We start from the raw sequence: 15399 nt of genomic DNA, 5'->3' as shown, positions 1-15399 counted from the left end.
GCTCAGGGCGTTTTTGATAGTGAAAATCGACCATTTTTCCGACTTTTCCCCGATACAGTTTTCGCGCCTACCAAGCACTTGTTACGCATAGGCAGCGATGAGCGCGTTCACGAGTGCTTTTATCTTACATTCGGTGTGATGGATGGCTTTGTTGACTGCAATCTAAGCTCGCGACACTGCGCTCAATTCTGAAACAGGCCGCGAGCCACTTTCGAATTTGAAGAGACGGTTGATGTTGTAGAGCAGCGAATGGCCGCTCTTGCGTGTCAGTTGCTTGTCATACCAGCAATCATTGCGCCAAGCGCGACAAGGTGGACGAGCATCAACGCCTTGTCATTCCACAAAGCGCCGACGGCGAACCATCCCAAAACACCAACTAGGAAGAGGTAAAGGTTCCAGGGGGTCCATCCAAATCCTGTCGCTGTGTATCCCATGATCTGAACAGCAGATGCCCCCCATTTTACCAAGAAGACAAGTCGCTCACGCGAAGACTCAATGGTGATAGTTTCAGACGGCACGGGTCAGCCCTCCGTCGATCCGCAGGTTCTGACCTGTCATGTATCCACCATTTTCGGAGGCCAGCCAAGAAACCAATGAAGAGACTTCTTCAGCATGTCCGTAACGCCCCATTGGTATCCGAGCCTTGCGGTCGTCGGTTTCGGGCAGGCTGTCGATAAAGCCTGGAAGGACATTGTTCATGCGGATGTTCTCTAATGCATATTTGTCCGAGTAGAGCTTCGTGAATGCGGCAAGCCCAGCGCGGAAGACGCCCGACGTCGGAAAGAGCGGGTCGGGTTCGAATGCCGCAAAGGTCGAGATGTTGATGATAGTGCCACCGCCTTGCGTTTGCATCATCGGTGTGACGAGTCGTGTCGGACGGATCACATTCATCAGATACACTTCCATACCCTGATGCCAATCTTCATCGCTGATCTCCAGAACCGGACCTTTTGGTCCGTGGCCGGCAGAGTTGACCAAAACATCGACGCGGCCCCAGCGATTTCTCGCGCCGTCGACCAACGCGGTTAAAGCTTCTTTATCGAGGTTGGAGCCTGTAACACCAAAACCGCCGAGTTCGATCGCGAGCGCCTCACCCTTTCCAGAAGATGACAAGATGCCGATTTTGAATCCGTCGCTGGCAAGTCTGCGCGCCGCGTTTGCGCCCATGCCACTGCCGCCCGCTGTGACCAACGCTACTTTTTCAATTGTCATTCTATCCATCCTTCTGAGGTATGACATGCATGTTATGCCTATATTACCTACCATTCGATTGAGATTTGATGTTTCATGACAGTAGAATTACTATTGCATTATGGTTGATCTACCTCCTCTAAACAGTTTGCGAGCTTTTGATGCAGCCGGCCGTCGTCTCAGTTTCAAGGCAGCCGCCGACGAATTAGGTGTCACACAAGGCGCCGTTGCGCAGCATGTTCGTCAGCTGGAAGCCCTTCTTGACGTCACGCTCTTTGAACGGGTGCCTAAAGGTTTGGCATTCACATCAACTGGTCGCAGCTATCATGTACGGATTGCAGAGGCCTTTGCTGCGCTTCGTGCAGCAACAGTCGAGCTTTTGCCGGAGCAAGATAAAGTTGTGATCAGTGTCACGCCGACCTTTGCTGCCAAATGGCTGATTCCCAATCTGCCGAAATTCGCCGAGGCCCATCCCAATATCGATTTGCGGATTATGGCCACTGAGAAGATCTCAAGTTTTCATAGCGATGGTATCGACCTTGCCGTGCGACAAGGAACACCGCCTTTTGGTGCATCCTTGCAGGCGACACGGTTGTTCAAGCAGGAAGTGATAGCAGTCGCTGCGCCAAAGCTTGCGGGTGACAGCCCCAGGCCGCTCGATTCTGAGTTACTGTCTAAACTGCCCAAAATCCATGACACACATGACCTTTGGCCAACGTATCTAGCGACCATCGGTGTTCCGGATCACTCGCCTCGGGGGCTACGGCTTAGCCAGACGGCGCTCGCGGTTGACGCCGCCATCGCTGGACAAGGAATAACCCTTGTCAGCCGCTTCCTTGTGTCCCATGACATCAAATCGGGTCGCCTCGTCGAAGTTGGTCCGAAGTGGGATGCTCGTGGACATGACTTTTATCTTCTTTCGGAACGCTCATCCAAAAACAAGACTTCGCTTTGGGATGTCGCAAGTTGGCTTAAATCACGCTCCAGCGAGGAGAGCTGATATTGCCGTAATGGTTGGAAGCAGACTTGAGTGCCACCAAGCCAACAGTAATTCTGTCCGATCTAAAAACCTAAATGTCCCGAATTGTTGCACTTGGCCAACAATGCCGGCTTCGGGGAAACTGCTCCGCGGCATCGTGAGCCTTCGCATAGGGCCGCTAGTGGCGTGTAATCGTCTCGCGGGACTTTCCACGTTGTTATCAAGGATACCGGTTTCATCGGTAAGCCGAGTAAGTGAAGGCATTCACGTCATTTGTGGATGCCGACACCAATGCTCTTCATGAACATGCGTTTGGTCTATTGAAAAGCCAACCGGTAAGATTGGATCAGCAACACGAGTCCAAACCATGCCAGGTAACACACTTCATTTCCTTTCCGGCAAACTACTGAGGAGTTCCGTCAGTTTGTTACCACTTATGCCTGCGTTGGTTTCGCTATGCGCTGCATCAGGTTAGTCGAGCTTTTTGGGGGCTGTGTACACAGTCTGAAAATCCGCAACATCGCTGTTAGCTCTCGTCTGGTGCGCCCACGGGCATCGTGTCAGGAGGCCTTGCCAGAATCCTCGTTTAGGACTTCAGCGTTGTTGAATACCTCGCGCAGCTCTGCCTCATTGCGGTAGCCGATCAGGATGCCGGCCTTAGCTTCACCCAGACTCGGATCGCGGGCAGCGATCCAGGCGTCTGATCGGGTGGTGCGTTGCGATGTCCGGCGCGCCCAACCGAAGAACAACTTCTCCAGCCGGATGAGTTCATCCGCGTAGGCGGGATTTGCGCCAAGATCAGTCAACTCGTTGGGGTCGGCTTCCAGATCGAACAGCATTGGACGAAACCCTTCGGCGAAGATGTACTTCCAGCGCCCGTCACACAGCATGGTCAGCTTTGCGTCCTTGACCTCGACCCCTAAACGGCGACGCACATCGCGCATCGAATAGTCATACTCGGAAACCGCGAATTCGCGCAGGCTGTCGGCCCTTCCATGCAAGATCGGCTGAAGCGATTTTCCCTCGATGATATGGGGAACGGAATCGCCGCCGAAATAGTCCAGGATCGTCGGCACGACGTCGATCGCCTCGACCAGTGCAGAGGTCTTCAGGCCGCGGGTCGGATCGGCTTCAGGGCGCGGATCGACCACGATCAACGGGATGCGGGACGAGGCATCATGGAACAGCTCTTTTTCGCCCATCCAGTGATCGCCCAAATAATCGCCGTGATCGGAGGTGAAGATGATCATCGTGTCATCGGTCAGCCCTTGTTCGTCCAGAAACGCCATCAGGCGGCCCATCTGGTCGTCAATCTGTTTGATCAGGCCCATATAAGCGGTCAGCACGCGGGTTCTGGTGCCGTCGTCACAAAAGGCGCGTGATACGCGTTCGTCCATGAAGGCGCCGTAAACGGGGTGGGGATCGGCGCGTTCGTCAGCGCTGCGCACAGCGTCCAGATGCGTTTCAGGCCCGTACATATTGTGATAGGGCGCGGGCACGATATAGGGCCAGTGGGGCTTGATGTAACTCAGGTGCAGGCACCATGGGGTGTCTCCGGCCTCGCGGATGAAATCCATCGCGCGGCCGGTGATATAGGGTGTTTCGCTTTCTTCATCGGCAGCGCGAGCGGGTTTGTCGGCGTTATCCATGAACCAACCGCTCAGGATATTGCCATCCTCGTCTTCGGCGCTGTTGGCGACGCTGTGCCAGGGGTTCTCGTCCGGCCAGCCGCGGTCTTTCATAAAACTGTCATAGGCCGCATTGCGCGGATAGCGCGGGCCGTCAGGGTGCAGGCCGTCCTCGCGCTCGTAAGGTTCAAAGCCGCATTCCGACACCAGTGCGCCAATCTTGCTGTCGGGGGCAAGGCCCAAGCGTTTCATACCCTCGGCATCGGCGGTCATATGGGTTTTGCCACACAGCGCGGTGCGCACGCCAAGTGGGCGCAGATGATCGCCCAGCGTCATTTCCCCCACCTTCAGCGGAATGTTGTTCCAGGTCGAGCCGTGCGAGCTGACATAGCGGCCGGTATAGAAAGACATCCGCGACGGGCCGCAGATCGGCGACTGAACATAGGCCCGATCAAACAACACCCCACGCGCGGCAAGCCTGTCGATGTTGGGCGTGTGCAGATGGGGATGGCCCGTGCAGGACAGGTAATCCCAACGCAGTTGGTCGCACATAATGAAAAGGACGTTCTTGGTCATGATCCTGCACCACTTGAAAGGCGGACCGGGGCGCTGACGCCCCGGCCTGTTTCGTTTACATGCGGGCGGCGTCGGGAATGGCCACGCCAAGTTCTTCAAGGGCACGAAGCGCACCGGGATGCAGCGGCATGTTAAGGTCCTTGACCGCAGCTTCGGGTGTCACAGCCGCAAGCCACGGTGCGCTTTCACGCATGTCTGCCACGCCGGCGAAGAAAATCTTGATCATGTCATAGATCATCGCCTCATCGGCATCTTCGTTGGTGACAATGCCAACGGTCACGCCCAGCGTGGTCGTGTCCTCGGCGTTGACCTGATTGTCGCCGTAGACACCTGCGGGCAACGTAGCGAGGCCAAAGCCGGGACGGTTTGCCAGTGCTTTGACGCCGTCTGATTCCAACTGGTCGCCGGGAATGCCCAGAAAGCGGATTGGGTTAGACACGGTGATCTGAGTCAGCACCGGGCTGGGCGCGTTGGTCGGGTTGCAGTAGATATCCAGATTACCGTCCTGGAACGACGCAGCGGCGGCGTCCCAACCCAGCTTGACCGCCTCGTAGTCTTCATCTGCTTTCAGGCCGGTGACTGCCTCGAACAGACGTGACATCGTCGCATAGGCAGCGCCGCCGGGAGGCCCAAGGAAGACCCGTTTGCCCTTGGCCTGATCGAGCGAAGTGATACCCGAGGATTCATAGACAGCGATGTGATAGACGCCCATCGGGAAGTTCAGCACAGCGCGCAGCTTTTTCGCTAGTTCCGGCGCCTGCTCGATCTTTTCAAACATCGCACGTTGGTTGACCATCAATGCATGCAGGGCAGGAGAGGACATGCAGAAAGCAGTTTTGCCCATTGCCACTTCCAGAACATGCCGAGTGGCTGCGCCGGTGGCGTTGATCTGGATCTCGTAGTCAGGCAACTCCCGATTGATGATGTTGGCGAAGGTGGTCATGACCAGGTTCGGGCTGGTGCCCGGCCCCAGTGTCGACATACGCAGCAGGTCCTTGGCGAAGGCGGCTCGCGGCAGCATGCTAAGAGTTGCAGCGGCAGCGGTGCCGGCCAAAAAGCTGCGGCGGTCAAGATTGGTTGTCTTCATGATCAGGTTCTCCCTTGTGTGTTTATGAGATCGTTTCTTTTGAGGTCAGGTCCAGCCGGTCGAAATACAGCAGCCCCAATCCAGCGATTGCGGCGATCCAAGAGACGGTTGGCCCAAAGAAAATGAGTGCGGCAGCCAGCCCTAAACCGACAGGCACCATGTACGTTTTGCCACGGCGTGGATAGCAGGCGCGTGAGATCAGGATTGTGCTGAGTAGCACGAACAAGATTGCCTGCACCGACTCGGTCCAGTCAAATCCGGTCCCCAGCAGCAGCGCTGGCTGATAGATGAATGCGAACGGGATCACAAAGCCCGGCAGCGCCAGCCGCGAGGCTTCAAGCGCCGTAGCCATCGGGCTTGACCCCGCGATTGGAGCGGCGGCAAAAGCCGCCAGAGCAACGGGCGGTGTAATGGCTGACAAAACGCCGAAATACAGCACGAACATGTGGGTATGGACAATCGGAACACCAAGTTTTTGCAGCGAAGGCCCCATTACCAGAACGATGATCAAATAGGCGGGAACGGTCGGCATCCCCATGCCAAGCAAAAGGCAGGCAACAGCCATCAGGATCAGGGAAAGGAAAAGTTTGGTCTCTGCGAGGTTTGAGAGCAAGGAGGCAAAACGCAGCCCCACGCCGGTCAGGTTTAAAACGCCAATGACGATCCCCACAGCTCCGACAATCACCACGAGTTGCGCCGAGATCAGTCCAGCTGAGCGGATGAACTTCAACCAGGCCTTCCCGTTGGTCAACAAATCGGGACGGAGAGCAAAGCCCAGTACTGCGGCGAGAGCGACCCCGACAAACCCGGCATAGGCAGGCGACGAGCCGCCAACCATAGTCACCACGATACCCGCCAGTGCCAGCACGAATATCCCCATTTGCACGAGTTCACGCCAGCTAAACGAGATATTCGGACGCGGTTCTTCCGCCAGATCCATATTCCGCGCAGCGCTTGAAATCGCGACGAACAAACCGCCGTAGTAAAGCAAGGCAGGAACAGCGGCAGCGGCACAGATCGTCAAGTAAGGAACGCTTGTGACGTCCGCCATGATGAACGCGACCGCCCCCATAATTGGTGGGGTGATCTGACCACCGCTGGAGGCAGCAGATTCGACCGCTGCTGCGAAGCGGGCAGAGAAGCCACGTTTCTTGATCAGCGGAATGGTGATGACGCCGGTGCCGACGACATTGGCCACTGCGCTGCCGGAAATTGTCCCGAATAAACCACTGGCCACAGTAGCCGCCGCCGCGGGGCCAGATCGCATCCGTCCGGTGGCAGCCATAGCCAGCCGCACAAGCACCAGATCGATTGCCAGCAGTTCAAGAAGCGCGCCGAAGATAATGAAAATCAGGATGGTGGAGACAACCGTAGCCATAGGGCGTCCAAACACACCGTCAAAGGAATACCACAGAACGGTCATCAGTTCCTCGTTGGATATCCCTGCATGTCGAAGGAACCCGGGCGCCATATGCCCGAAAGCTCCGTAGGCAAGCAGGACACCAGCAACAAGCGCCATTACAAGGCCAACCGATCGGCGAGTCAGTTCGAGCACTGCGAGGAGTCCAAGAAGACCCATCCACATGTCGGTTGAGGTCAGAAAATAAAGCCCAGTTTCGATTTCTTCAGCAGCACGAAAATACTGGTAGACACTTAAAGACAAAGCAACTGCAGCAGCGACCAAAATCCCGCGATCGGCTAGGCCGTCAGACCGCTTTAGGCTGGACAGAATGATCAATAAGCCACCGGCCATCAACATTCCAACGCGTAGATAGGAATCCGAAAACACACCGAAAACAGACACGTAGAAAACCACTGCAATGATCGCGAGCGAGAGCGCGGTCACGGGATATTCCAGGTACGTGTTTTTTTTGAGTTCCGACACGAGTTCCTCCCAAAAGCGGTTGGCTGTGGTCGACTCCAGTCGCTACTTTGTGGAATCGAGTGTCAAAAAACTATTGAACACATTCATTAAAGTCGATTGAGTGTTTCACTAGGTGAAACACTCAGATGATCAAACTCAACCGATCCATTGAACGCGGGCTGACAGTGCTTGAAGTTGTTCATACTTCAGGCGCCAGTTCACTTGCCTTTCTTGCTGCGCAGACAGGGCTTGCGAAACCTACATTACTGCGTATCTGCGCAACTTTGGAAAACAGACGTTGGCTTATCCGCAGAAGCAGTGATGGATGCTATCAGCTTGGTTCGGCCTTTCCTCATGCTTATGGCATGCCCGATCTGGTTGACCGACTGGTGGCCGTCGGCAAGGAAGAAATCGTACGACTGTCTGAGCAGACCGGTCTGGGCGTCGATCTGGCTGCCGCGATTGGCGAGGGCCGCACCGAGATCGTGGACACCACCCGCGTCTTCAAAAAGCACGGCGTCTATCCAGATGCAGTCGGCTTCCGCCCCTCTCCAATACTCTCGGCTTTAGGGTCTGCATACATTTCGGCACTGTCGCCTTCAGCTCGCGCACAGGCGTTGCGGGAATTGGTCGACCGCCTTCCCCGTGAGGATACGGCCGTCCTGCCACAGCTTCTACAGGTTATTAGAAACATCACAGAACAGGGCTATGCGGCCCGGGCGCAGGGCCATTGGGGGCGAGCCGTGGAATACGGTGAACTTCCATCGGCAATCGCGGTTCCAATCCTTGCAGGCCGGGAACCCGTAGGCGCAATAAACCTAGTCTGGAATGCCGGTGATAGATCCGTAGAAGACGTCGCCAAAGACCACCTTGCGCGACTTCAATCAGCGGCAAAGACCATTGGTCAAAACTATCAGGAATTCGCCTGACGCACGGACCATACCGCGAGAGAAAATGCATTTTCCCTGTAGCCTTGCTTCTTGCCAACATCGTTGACAGAGCGCGTCACTCCGCAGGTCGGCACCTATGGCGGAGCAAGATAGTATTTTACGACAGTCCGTTGGGTAACGCTTCATACAAACGTCTGTTGAAATCATCAAGATGGGGTTGCTTTCTTAACCGTGCCCACGACAAGCTAGACTTTCTAGAGCAATGCCAGAGAGAGCCATGGAACAAAGCTGACTAGTAGCAGAACAAGTAGCATCAGGCATATGAAGGGGAGCACCGACACCGTCACAAGGCTGAACTTTTCCTTGAATGCCGTGGAAGCCACCAACAGGTTCAACCCCATCGGCGGGGTCAGAAGTCCGATTTCAAGGTTCAGCACCATGATGATGCCCAGATGCACAGGATCGATACCAAAACTTGCAGCCACCGGCATAAGAAGCGGACCAAAGATCAGCAGCGCAGAGATCGTGTCCATGAACATACCAACAAGTAGCAAAAGCAGGTTCATGGCCAAGATAAACAGGATCACGTTGCCGACATTGGCCTGCAGCCAGGCGCCAAGTGCATTGGGCACACCTTCGGTGGCCAGGAAGACATTCACGCTCATTGCGATGGCGATGATCGGGATGATCGAGCCAAGAAGCGCGACCGTGTCCTGCACGATCACATAAAGGTCACGCAGGCCAACTTCACGGTGAATGAACATCTCGACGAGCAGCGCATATACCAGCGCAACGGCGGCAGATTCCGTCGGTGTGAAATAGCCAGAATAGATTCCACCAAGAAGCAGGATCGGCATGAAAATCGCCGGCCCGCCACGTTTGATCGCGGTGCGCAAGGATTTACGCGTTTCAGCTGTAGGCGTGGGCATATTCCGGTTCAGGTAGAGCGAATAGGCGACCATGATGGCGGTCAGCAACAAGCCGGGGATCAGGCCCGCCAGAAACAGATCGACAATGGATGTCTCGGTCGCGATGCCATAGATGATCAGCGGGATCGACGGCGGGATGATGATGCCCAGCGTTCCGCCAGACGTCAGTGCGCCGAGTGCGAACCGCTTTGGATAGTTTTCCTGCAAAAGCGCCGGATAGAGCACCGCGCCCACAGCCAGTAGGGTGACCGGAGAAGAGCCGGAGATCGCTGAGAACACAGCGCAGCTTAGAATGGCGGCGGCCCCAAGTCCGCCCCGCAGGTTTTGGGTAAACGCGATGGCCACATCAATCAGTCGCTTGGCAATTGATCCGCGGGTCATCACGGCACCCACAAGGATAAACATGGGGATCGACAAAAGCGCCTCTTTGTCAATCGCGATCCAGGCGTCCTCGACCATGTATAGAAGGTCGCCGTCGCCCCATGTCAGGTGCAGATAGGCGACTGTGACGGCAAGAATGATCACGATGTTCTGGCGCAGTGCCAACAGGCCGACAACGATCAGAAGGAGGATTACGGACGCGCTCATCAAATACGATCCTCATGCTTGGGTTGCAGCTCGGGGTCGATGGCGAAGAACAGATAGCGCAAGCCAGCCGAGGCAAACCCGTAAGGAAAGGCAAGCTGCGCGATCCAGATCTCAAGCTTAAGCGGCGGCGTGGTAAAGCCCATTGACCTGTTTTCCAGAACCAGCAGTGCGCCATAGTACGCGCCCGCAAACATGACCGCGGCGCCAAGCAGATGCCCGACACGCACAGTTACCGGATCAAACCGGGCTGGGATGGCCCCATCCAGAACAGACGGGCGAATATGCCGGTTAAGCGCGACTGCGACTGCGATGCCGATCAGGGCTGATCCGTTGGCCAACAAAACCGCGATGCGTTGCCCGCCCCATATCGGAGAATCAAACAGTTCGCGCGCGATGACATCGGCGAACAAGATTGCGGCGGCAATCGTATAGAATGCCCCCGCAACCAATGTCTCGACTGTCAGTAAAGCAGACAGGAACCGTTTCATGGCCGGATCAGTTTGTTGTGCAAGCGTCGCGGGCTGCGACCACAGCGTCATAGACGCGCTGCGAATCTCCGCCTGTCGCTGCGATCAGTTCCTGCATCTTTTCATCTGACCAAAGCGCTGCCCATTCTGCACGCTGCTCATCGTTCAACTCGCTGATTGTGCCACCCTCTTCGACATGCTTGGCGCTGAAGAAATCAATTGCGCCACGAACCGCGGTTCGTAGGGCTTGGGCAGGCTCCATCGCTTCGTTGAACTGCGCTTGCTCTTCCTCGGACATGCCGTCCCAGACTTTTGTGGACATCAGCAGAACAGAGGGCTGGTAGATGTGGCGGGTCCGTGTCATGTGCGGTGAAATTTTCCCGACGCCACCTGCTACATAAGAAATGGTGGGCAGCTCGCCACCTTCGACCAAGCCGGTCTGAAGGTTTGTTGCAATATCCGAGAAAGGCATTGGCACGCCCGATACGCCAGCAGCACGCCAGTACATATCGTGGTTGTCCGACGTTCCAACGCGCATTTTCAGGCCCACGACATCGGCGGGGCCACTCACCGGCTCGTTCGTGAATAGGTTCTGCCAACCAAGCTCTTGCCATTGGACCAATCGCAGACCGCGCGTCTGAAACAGCTCGTCGAAGAGGCCGGAAAGATGGTTGTCCAACGCGCAATCTGCTTGCTCGAAGCTGTCCCAGAAAAACGGAGTCACCAGCATTGACACTTCAGGCACCACGCTGGCCACGGCTGTGATTGAGAAGTTCCCTGCGGCCAAACGCCCGCGTGCCGTCTGTTTGATGGTGTCAGTTTCCGCGCCCAACTGGCTTGCCGGAAAGACTTCCATCGTCATCGCACCACCAGAGATTTCTGCAAGATTTGCAGCGCTCGTCTCAAGGTGCTTGACCCAAGGTGTTCCGTTAGGTGCTGCGGTCGACACTTTCAGTGTCTCGGCCTGCGCCGCACCCACAACAATCATCGAGGTGATTGCAGCCGCAATCATAGTTTTCTTATTCATTAAAGCCTCCCTAAAGCTGGCCCTCCTCCAGGGCGTGCCAGAGACAATACTTGAATTAGAACTCTAATTCTAGTATTTTGTAAATGAGTAAGGGAGCGATTGTGACAGAGCAAGCCGTAGAAATTCGTAAGCCACAGAAACGGGGGGTAAAAACCGTTCGCCGCGTTCTGGATGCCGCGCATATTCTGATGGCCGATGGCGGCTTTGACGCCGTCCAGTTATCGCACATTTCCAAAGAATCGGGCGTATCAATTGGTAGCCTCTATCATCATTTCGGATCGAAAGAGGGCATCATCACGCGTCTTGTTGACGAGTTTAATGCCCGTGCTATGACGGATCTTGCGAATTTGGATCTGACCGGCTTGCCCTTCGAAGAGCGGCTGCGGCGCCTGCTGGACCTTACCTGTGCACAGTTTCGTGACAATCCCGAACTTTACCGATCGATGGCGGAGCGTGTGAAATCGACACCGAACATTTGGGTTCCCTTGCGCGCACTGCGCTCTGCATTCGAAGCGCGCATGAGTGACGAACTTTCAGACGGGTTGAGACAGCACGGCGTATCAGACCCAAAGGCTGCCATCCATCGCATGACACAGACGGTTCTTGGCGTTCTCACCCATTCGGTTGTGTTCGGTTCAGGTCCCGCAAGACCCGACGACCCTCTGCTAGAGGACCAAATCTACGCAATAGGATACGCTGTTGTCCTGCTGCCCACCCCGTAGGAGAGCATTGCCGTGAGCGAAATTACATTCTGGTCTGCCATCAAGACCGCCGAAAAAATCAGGTCCAAGGACGTTTCGGTTGTTGAAGTGGCACAGGCGCATATCGATCGCATGGAAGCGCTGAACCCTGCCATAAATGCAATAACAGAGCCGGTCGCCGAGGCATTGGATATGGCCCGCGCTATGGACGACGCAGGCATCCCGGACAACCCAAGCCCACTTTATGGTGTGCCGGTCACCACTAAAATCAATGTTGATCAGGCGGGTTACGCAAACTCCAACGGCGTTCCAGCCTTCAAAGACATGTCTGGCCCAGACGACGCGCCAGTAGTTTCCAACCTGAAGAAAGGCGGTGCTGTCATTATTGGTCGCACCAATACGCCGGAATTTTCGATGCGTTGGTGCACCTCCAATCCTTTGCACGGTGTCTCGCTCAATCCTTGGGATGCTAGTGTCACACCCGGAGGGTCAAGCGGCGCTGCCGCAGCAGCCGTCGCCAGTGGTATCGGAGCGATTGCGCACGGTAATGATCTGGGCGGCTCATTGCGTTATCCCGCGTTTTGCTGCGGCGTGACGACCATTCGCCCATCGTTTGGTCGCGTGCCTGCGATGAACCCAAATCAACCGAACGAGCGACCTCCCCTTACTCAGACCATGTCGGTTCAGGGTCCTCTCGGACGCAACGTTGCAGATGTGCGCGCCGCGCTTCAAGTGATGTCGATGAAGGATAGCCGTGACCCGTTGCAGGTTATGGCAGCCGATAGCGGCCGTGAACGGGCCAAGACTGTCACGGTCGGATATAGCGTGAACCCGTTTGACGCACCGCTTGATCCGGCTGTGCAAAGCGCAATGGAACGCGCTGTGGAAGGTCTGCGCGCCGCCGGTATCGCCGTTCGCGAAGTTACACCGCCTTTCGCTGACGAAACGGCACGTGTCTGGGGTGATATCCTGTACACCGAAGTGAACCACACCTTCCGCAAGGCGATTGAAGAGCATGGGTCAGCAGAGATTAACCGCATGGTCTCGATGAGTTTTGACAGGTACCCGGTGCTTGATATCGCGGACTTGTTTCAGGCGATGACCCGCAGAATACAGCTGCAAAGGGCATGGTCGTTGATGTTTGACGATATCGACTTGTTCCTGATGCCAACATCCTTGATGCGCCCCTTTGAAAATGATCTTGATTTCAAATCGCCAGACGAGATCCCCGCGATTTTTGACGCGCAACTCCCGCTTCATGCAATCAACCTGCTTGGCCTACCGTCCGCCGCATTGCCAACTCATTTGGAGAACGGTGTTCCTTTGGGCGTGCAACTTGTGGGACCAATGCATGATGATTGGTTTGTGCTGGATGTCGCCGAACAGTTGGAGCGTGAACTGGGAACGCTTTGGCAAACCCTTCCCGTTTGGGGCAGTGTCTAGGGGTATAGGTGTATTTGGTCGCCAGATGTAGGGACTGATCATGATTGAGATCTAACCGAACAGATGGTGTGTAGCGTACTCTCAAAGCAGTAAGCCGAGAAATCGGCTCACGGCAGCCAGTTTGACCACAGTTCCTGCGCTCAGTTGTGCGTAGAACGTCATCGCACATCACCGATCCATAGTTCTAAGAAACCAGCCATATCACGTAGGCCTGTGGCAAGAACAGAATTTGCAGATTCTTGCTTTGATCCAAAAGTTCGGGGACGGTCAGTTATGTTCTCGGATCGGGACTAGGACGGAGTTTGATAGTAGTCTTTCAAAAGCTCATAGTCCGGCTCGGTGTACGAAAGAACGGAAGCTCTTGCGGCATCGGACAGCATATCTAGTTTGATCTTTTCGCCTGCTGTTTGTTCACGCGGCAAGGTGATCCGGCGCCCGGTATGATTGCTTAGTTGCGCTTCTAGTAAAGGAATGTCCTCAATCCTGTAGATCGCGTCAAACCGATCCAGATTGTCACCAATGAATGTACTGATTGGTGCAGTATGATGCCAAATAGAGAAAGATAGCGTCTGGTAACACTGGAGTTTGCAGTAAAAGGAATCCCGATCTGGATAGAGCGAAAGACCAGGGTGACGAATAGGAAAGAGTAGACGTTCGAGCAGGCGCGGTGCTGCATATTTGCGGATGTCGTGATGGTGGTGAACTCGGTTTCCGTAAGCAGAAAGAAGCCGTGAAATGGGATCGCGTATGATAGCGTAACGCCAGAACCCTTCAGTCGCTTCGAAATCTTCTTCTCGTATTTGATGTGTGGGAAACTGGGGGTGCACTCGGTCAGGATCGCCTGTCCAAGGCTTGCCATGCTCAAGTTCGTAAAGGACCATCTTCATGGAGGTGCTTCCCGCCTTCGGGACGCTAAAGAAGGCCAGTTTGTGAGCATTTAGTATTGCTGCCGGCAATGCTTTATCCTCTATTATCTAGGAAATCGGCAAGTCGCGTGTCAACTTGGATAGTGCCGTCTGCCAACTGGTCTTGCAGCATTTCAGCAGAAACGGTGTTCGTATCCACGAATGCAAGTGTGCCAGTTTCCATTAACTCGGTGTATTGCATGCGCCAAGTATTACCAACAGAGAGCGCGAGTTCAGTGTTGTTGGCATACGCCTGACCGCCATTTTCAATTTTCCGAATGTACTGTTCGCGTGAACGTAAAGGGAAATGCAGTATTTCCAAGTCTGACATAAGGATACGAGGCCAGAGAAACCCGGAAACTGCGTGGTTGCCCTGTGCTACCGTTAGCCCAGATTTGGCGCGATGGGCTACCTTTGGGGGTAGCGGTTGACCTAGTGGGTTTGTGGAAAGTGACTTGCGATAGATCATACGCTGCCAAAATGGTGAGTCGTCATTCTCCAGGCAAACAAAATCGTGCCGGTGTGCTGAAACCACATTGTGCCACCTCTGCCCTGAGAACCAACCTTTAAGGTCTGTCTTAGGGGCTACCCAGAACTCGTCGGCATCACAGTGCATCACCCAACTGGCACCGGCATCATGGGCTATGTCAGCCATTCGGCTAACCCATTTCGATTGCGAATAGGTGTTGTCAGTCTCGCGGATGTACGTAGCGACACCTTGATTGACATAAGTCTGAATGATGTCCGGCGAACCGTCGACGCTGAGGTTGTCTGTAACAATTATATGATCAACACCTTGTGCAAGGTGATAGCTCAAATTGGCATCAAGAATGTCTTCTTCGTCTCGGACAAGCAGAGTCATAAACAGAGGCATAGGAACAAAATCTTTCTATTCTTGATTTCTGAGCAAGCTACCCGTTTGCACTTTCGTGTAGAAAGAGGGCGTTTCAGTAAACAGGGGATGCTTAAAGACGCATCGGTCAATGATCAGGTTGATAGTTACTGGCACGGCTGACGACTTTTCCTATTTGTGAAGTGAACGGGTGAGTCTGCGCATGCCTTGCTTCAAGTTTGTTGAACGCGCGCGCTACGGCGGCCTATCTGGCTTGGATTCTGCGGACGTA

General features: G+C 54.9%; 14 protein-coding genes. 4 read left to right on the top strand and 10 right to left on the bottom strand.

Translation table 11 applies throughout. From position 1 onward, the window contains the following. Positions 1 to 266: 266 nt before the first annotated feature. Together MWU51_RS12505 and MWU51_RS12500 are read right to left on the bottom strand one after the other, a co-directional pair. The gene (locus MWU51_RS12505) at positions 267 to 518 is read right to left on the bottom strand and encodes a DUF6552 family protein (RefSeq protein WP_247037585.1); all 252 of its coding nucleotides are present in this window, start codon (positions 516 to 518) and stop codon (positions 267 to 269) included. Continuing rightward, entirely contained in the window at positions 508 to 1212 is a 705-nt protein-coding gene (locus MWU51_RS12500; protein ID WP_247037584.1) for an SDR family oxidoreductase, read from the bottom strand. The genes MWU51_RS12505 and MWU51_RS12500 overlap by 11 nt, the downstream gene beginning before the upstream one ends. 100 nt (positions 1213 to 1312) lie before the next feature. Here MWU51_RS12500 and MWU51_RS12495 point away from each other — a divergent pair, with 100 nt between their 5' ends. Continuing rightward, positions 1313 to 2191 carry a LysR substrate-binding domain-containing protein gene (locus MWU51_RS12495; RefSeq protein ID WP_247037583.1) on the top strand — a complete coding sequence of 293 codons (879 nt, stop codon included), beginning with the start codon at positions 1313 to 1315 and terminating at the stop codon, positions 2189 to 2191. 539 nt (positions 2192 to 2730) lie between these two features. Here the strand turns inward: MWU51_RS12495 and MWU51_RS12490 are convergent. From MWU51_RS12490 to MWU51_RS12480, 3 genes are read right to left on the bottom strand one after another with little or no spacing between them, the layout of a single operon-like run. Next, positions 2731 to 4374, bottom strand: a complete 1644-nt coding sequence (locus MWU51_RS12490) for an alkaline phosphatase family protein (protein WP_247037581.1) — start codon at positions 4372 to 4374, stop codon at positions 2731 to 2733. A gap of 55 nt (positions 4375 to 4429) precedes the next feature. Continuing rightward, positions 4430 to 5461 carry a TAXI family TRAP transporter solute-binding subunit gene (locus MWU51_RS12485; RefSeq protein WP_247037580.1) on the bottom strand — a complete coding sequence of 344 codons (1032 nt, stop codon included), beginning with the start codon at positions 5459 to 5461 and terminating at the stop codon, positions 4430 to 4432. Positions 5462 to 5483: 22 nt separating this feature from the next. After that, positions 5484 to 7346 (bottom strand): TRAP transporter fused permease subunit, encoded by a 1863-nt coding sequence (locus MWU51_RS12480; RefSeq protein ID WP_247037579.1) that lies wholly within the window; start codon positions 7344 to 7346, stop codon positions 5484 to 5486. Between the two features lie 125 nt (positions 7347 to 7471). Here MWU51_RS12480 and MWU51_RS12475 point away from each other — a divergent pair, with 125 nt between their 5' ends. Further along, positions 7472 to 8254 carry a helix-turn-helix domain-containing protein gene (locus MWU51_RS12475; protein ID WP_247037577.1) on the top strand — a complete coding sequence of 261 codons (783 nt, stop codon included), beginning with the start codon at positions 7472 to 7474 and terminating at the stop codon, positions 8252 to 8254. Between the two features lie 215 nt (positions 8255 to 8469). On the opposite strand, the gene MWU51_RS12470 is transcribed toward MWU51_RS12475, so the two are convergent. From MWU51_RS12470 to dctP, 3 genes are read right to left on the bottom strand one after another with little or no spacing between them, the layout of a single operon-like run. Beyond that, positions 8470 to 9732, bottom strand: coding sequence for a TRAP transporter large permease (locus tag MWU51_RS12470; protein WP_247037575.1), 1263 nt, complete (start codon positions 9730 to 9732; stop codon positions 8470 to 8472). After that, positions 9732 to 10220, bottom strand: coding sequence for a TRAP transporter small permease subunit (locus MWU51_RS12465; protein ID WP_247037573.1), 489 nt, complete (start codon positions 10218 to 10220; stop codon positions 9732 to 9734). The genes MWU51_RS12470 and MWU51_RS12465 overlap by 1 nt, the downstream gene beginning before the upstream one ends. A gap of 7 nt (positions 10221 to 10227) precedes the next feature. Beyond that, positions 10228 to 11226: a TRAP transporter substrate-binding protein DctP gene (gene dctP, locus MWU51_RS12460; protein ID WP_247037572.1), complete on the bottom strand. Its 999-nt coding sequence runs from the start codon at positions 11224 to 11226 to the stop codon at positions 10228 to 10230. Between the two features lie 101 nt (positions 11227 to 11327). Between dctP and MWU51_RS12455 the strand changes: the two genes are divergently transcribed. Beyond that, positions 11328 to 11948 (top strand): TetR/AcrR family transcriptional regulator, encoded by a 621-nt coding sequence (locus MWU51_RS12455; RefSeq protein WP_247037571.1) that lies wholly within the window; start codon positions 11328 to 11330, stop codon positions 11946 to 11948. A 12-nt stretch (positions 11949 to 11960) separates the two neighbouring features. Further along, a complete protein-coding gene (locus MWU51_RS12450; RefSeq protein WP_247037570.1) occupies positions 11961 to 13370 on the top strand; it encodes an amidase in 1410 nt (469 codons plus the stop codon). 290 nt (positions 13371 to 13660) lie between these two features. Here the strand turns inward: MWU51_RS12450 and MWU51_RS12445 are convergent, their stop codons facing one another. Both MWU51_RS12445 and MWU51_RS12440 read right to left on the bottom strand, forming a co-directional pair. Next, a complete protein-coding gene (locus tag MWU51_RS12445; RefSeq protein ID WP_247037569.1) occupies positions 13661 to 14326 on the bottom strand; it encodes a sulfotransferase family 2 domain-containing protein in 666 nt (221 codons plus the stop codon). 4 nt (positions 14327 to 14330) lie between these two features. Next, positions 14331 to 15149, bottom strand: a complete 819-nt coding sequence (locus MWU51_RS12440; RefSeq protein ID WP_247037568.1) for a glycosyltransferase family 2 protein — start codon at positions 15147 to 15149, stop codon at positions 14331 to 14333. Positions 15150 to 15399 lie beyond the last annotated feature (250 nt).

Source organism: Aliiroseovarius sp. F47248L (genome assembly GCF_023016085.1).
Lineage (GTDB): Bacteria > Pseudomonadota > Alphaproteobacteria > Rhodobacterales > Rhodobacteraceae > Aliiroseovarius.
Note: the sequence above shows the minus strand (reverse complement) of the source record. Positions and strands in the feature narration are given on the sequence as shown.

What these genes read in the sequence shown, in the direction of transcription:
- MWU51_RS12490 (WP_247037581.1), bottom strand. Translation starts at nt 4,374, where the DNA reads ATGACCAAGAACGTCCTTTTCATTATGTGCGACCAACTGCGTTGGGAT.
- MWU51_RS12470 (WP_247037575.1), bottom strand. Translation starts at nt 9,732, where the DNA reads ATGAGCGCGTCCGTAATCCTCCTTCTGATCGTTGTCGGCCTGTTGGCA.
- MWU51_RS12465 (WP_247037573.1), bottom strand. Translation starts at nt 10,220, where the DNA reads ATGAAACGGTTCCTGTCTGCTTTACTGACAGTCGAGACATTGGTTGCG.
- MWU51_RS12495 (WP_247037583.1), top strand. Translation starts at nt 1,313, where the DNA reads ATGGTTGATCTACCTCCTCTAAACAGTTTGCGAGCTTTTGATGCAGCC.
- MWU51_RS12485 (WP_247037580.1), bottom strand. Translation starts at nt 5,461, where the DNA reads ATGAAGACAACCAATCTTGACCGCCGCAGCTTTTTGGCCGGCACCGCT.
- MWU51_RS12500 (WP_247037584.1), bottom strand. Translation starts at nt 1,212, where the DNA reads ATGACAATTGAAAAAGTAGCGTTGGTCACAGCGGGCGGCAGTGGCATG.
- MWU51_RS12475 (WP_247037577.1), top strand. Translation starts at nt 7,472, where the DNA reads ATGATCAAACTCAACCGATCCATTGAACGCGGGCTGACAGTGCTTGAA.
- MWU51_RS12440 (WP_247037568.1), bottom strand. Translation starts at nt 15,149, where the DNA reads ATGCCTCTGTTTATGACTCTGCTTGTCCGAGACGAAGAAGACATTCTT.
- dctP (WP_247037572.1), bottom strand. Translation starts at nt 11,226, where the DNA reads ATGAATAAGAAAACTATGATTGCGGCTGCAATCACCTCGATGATTGTT.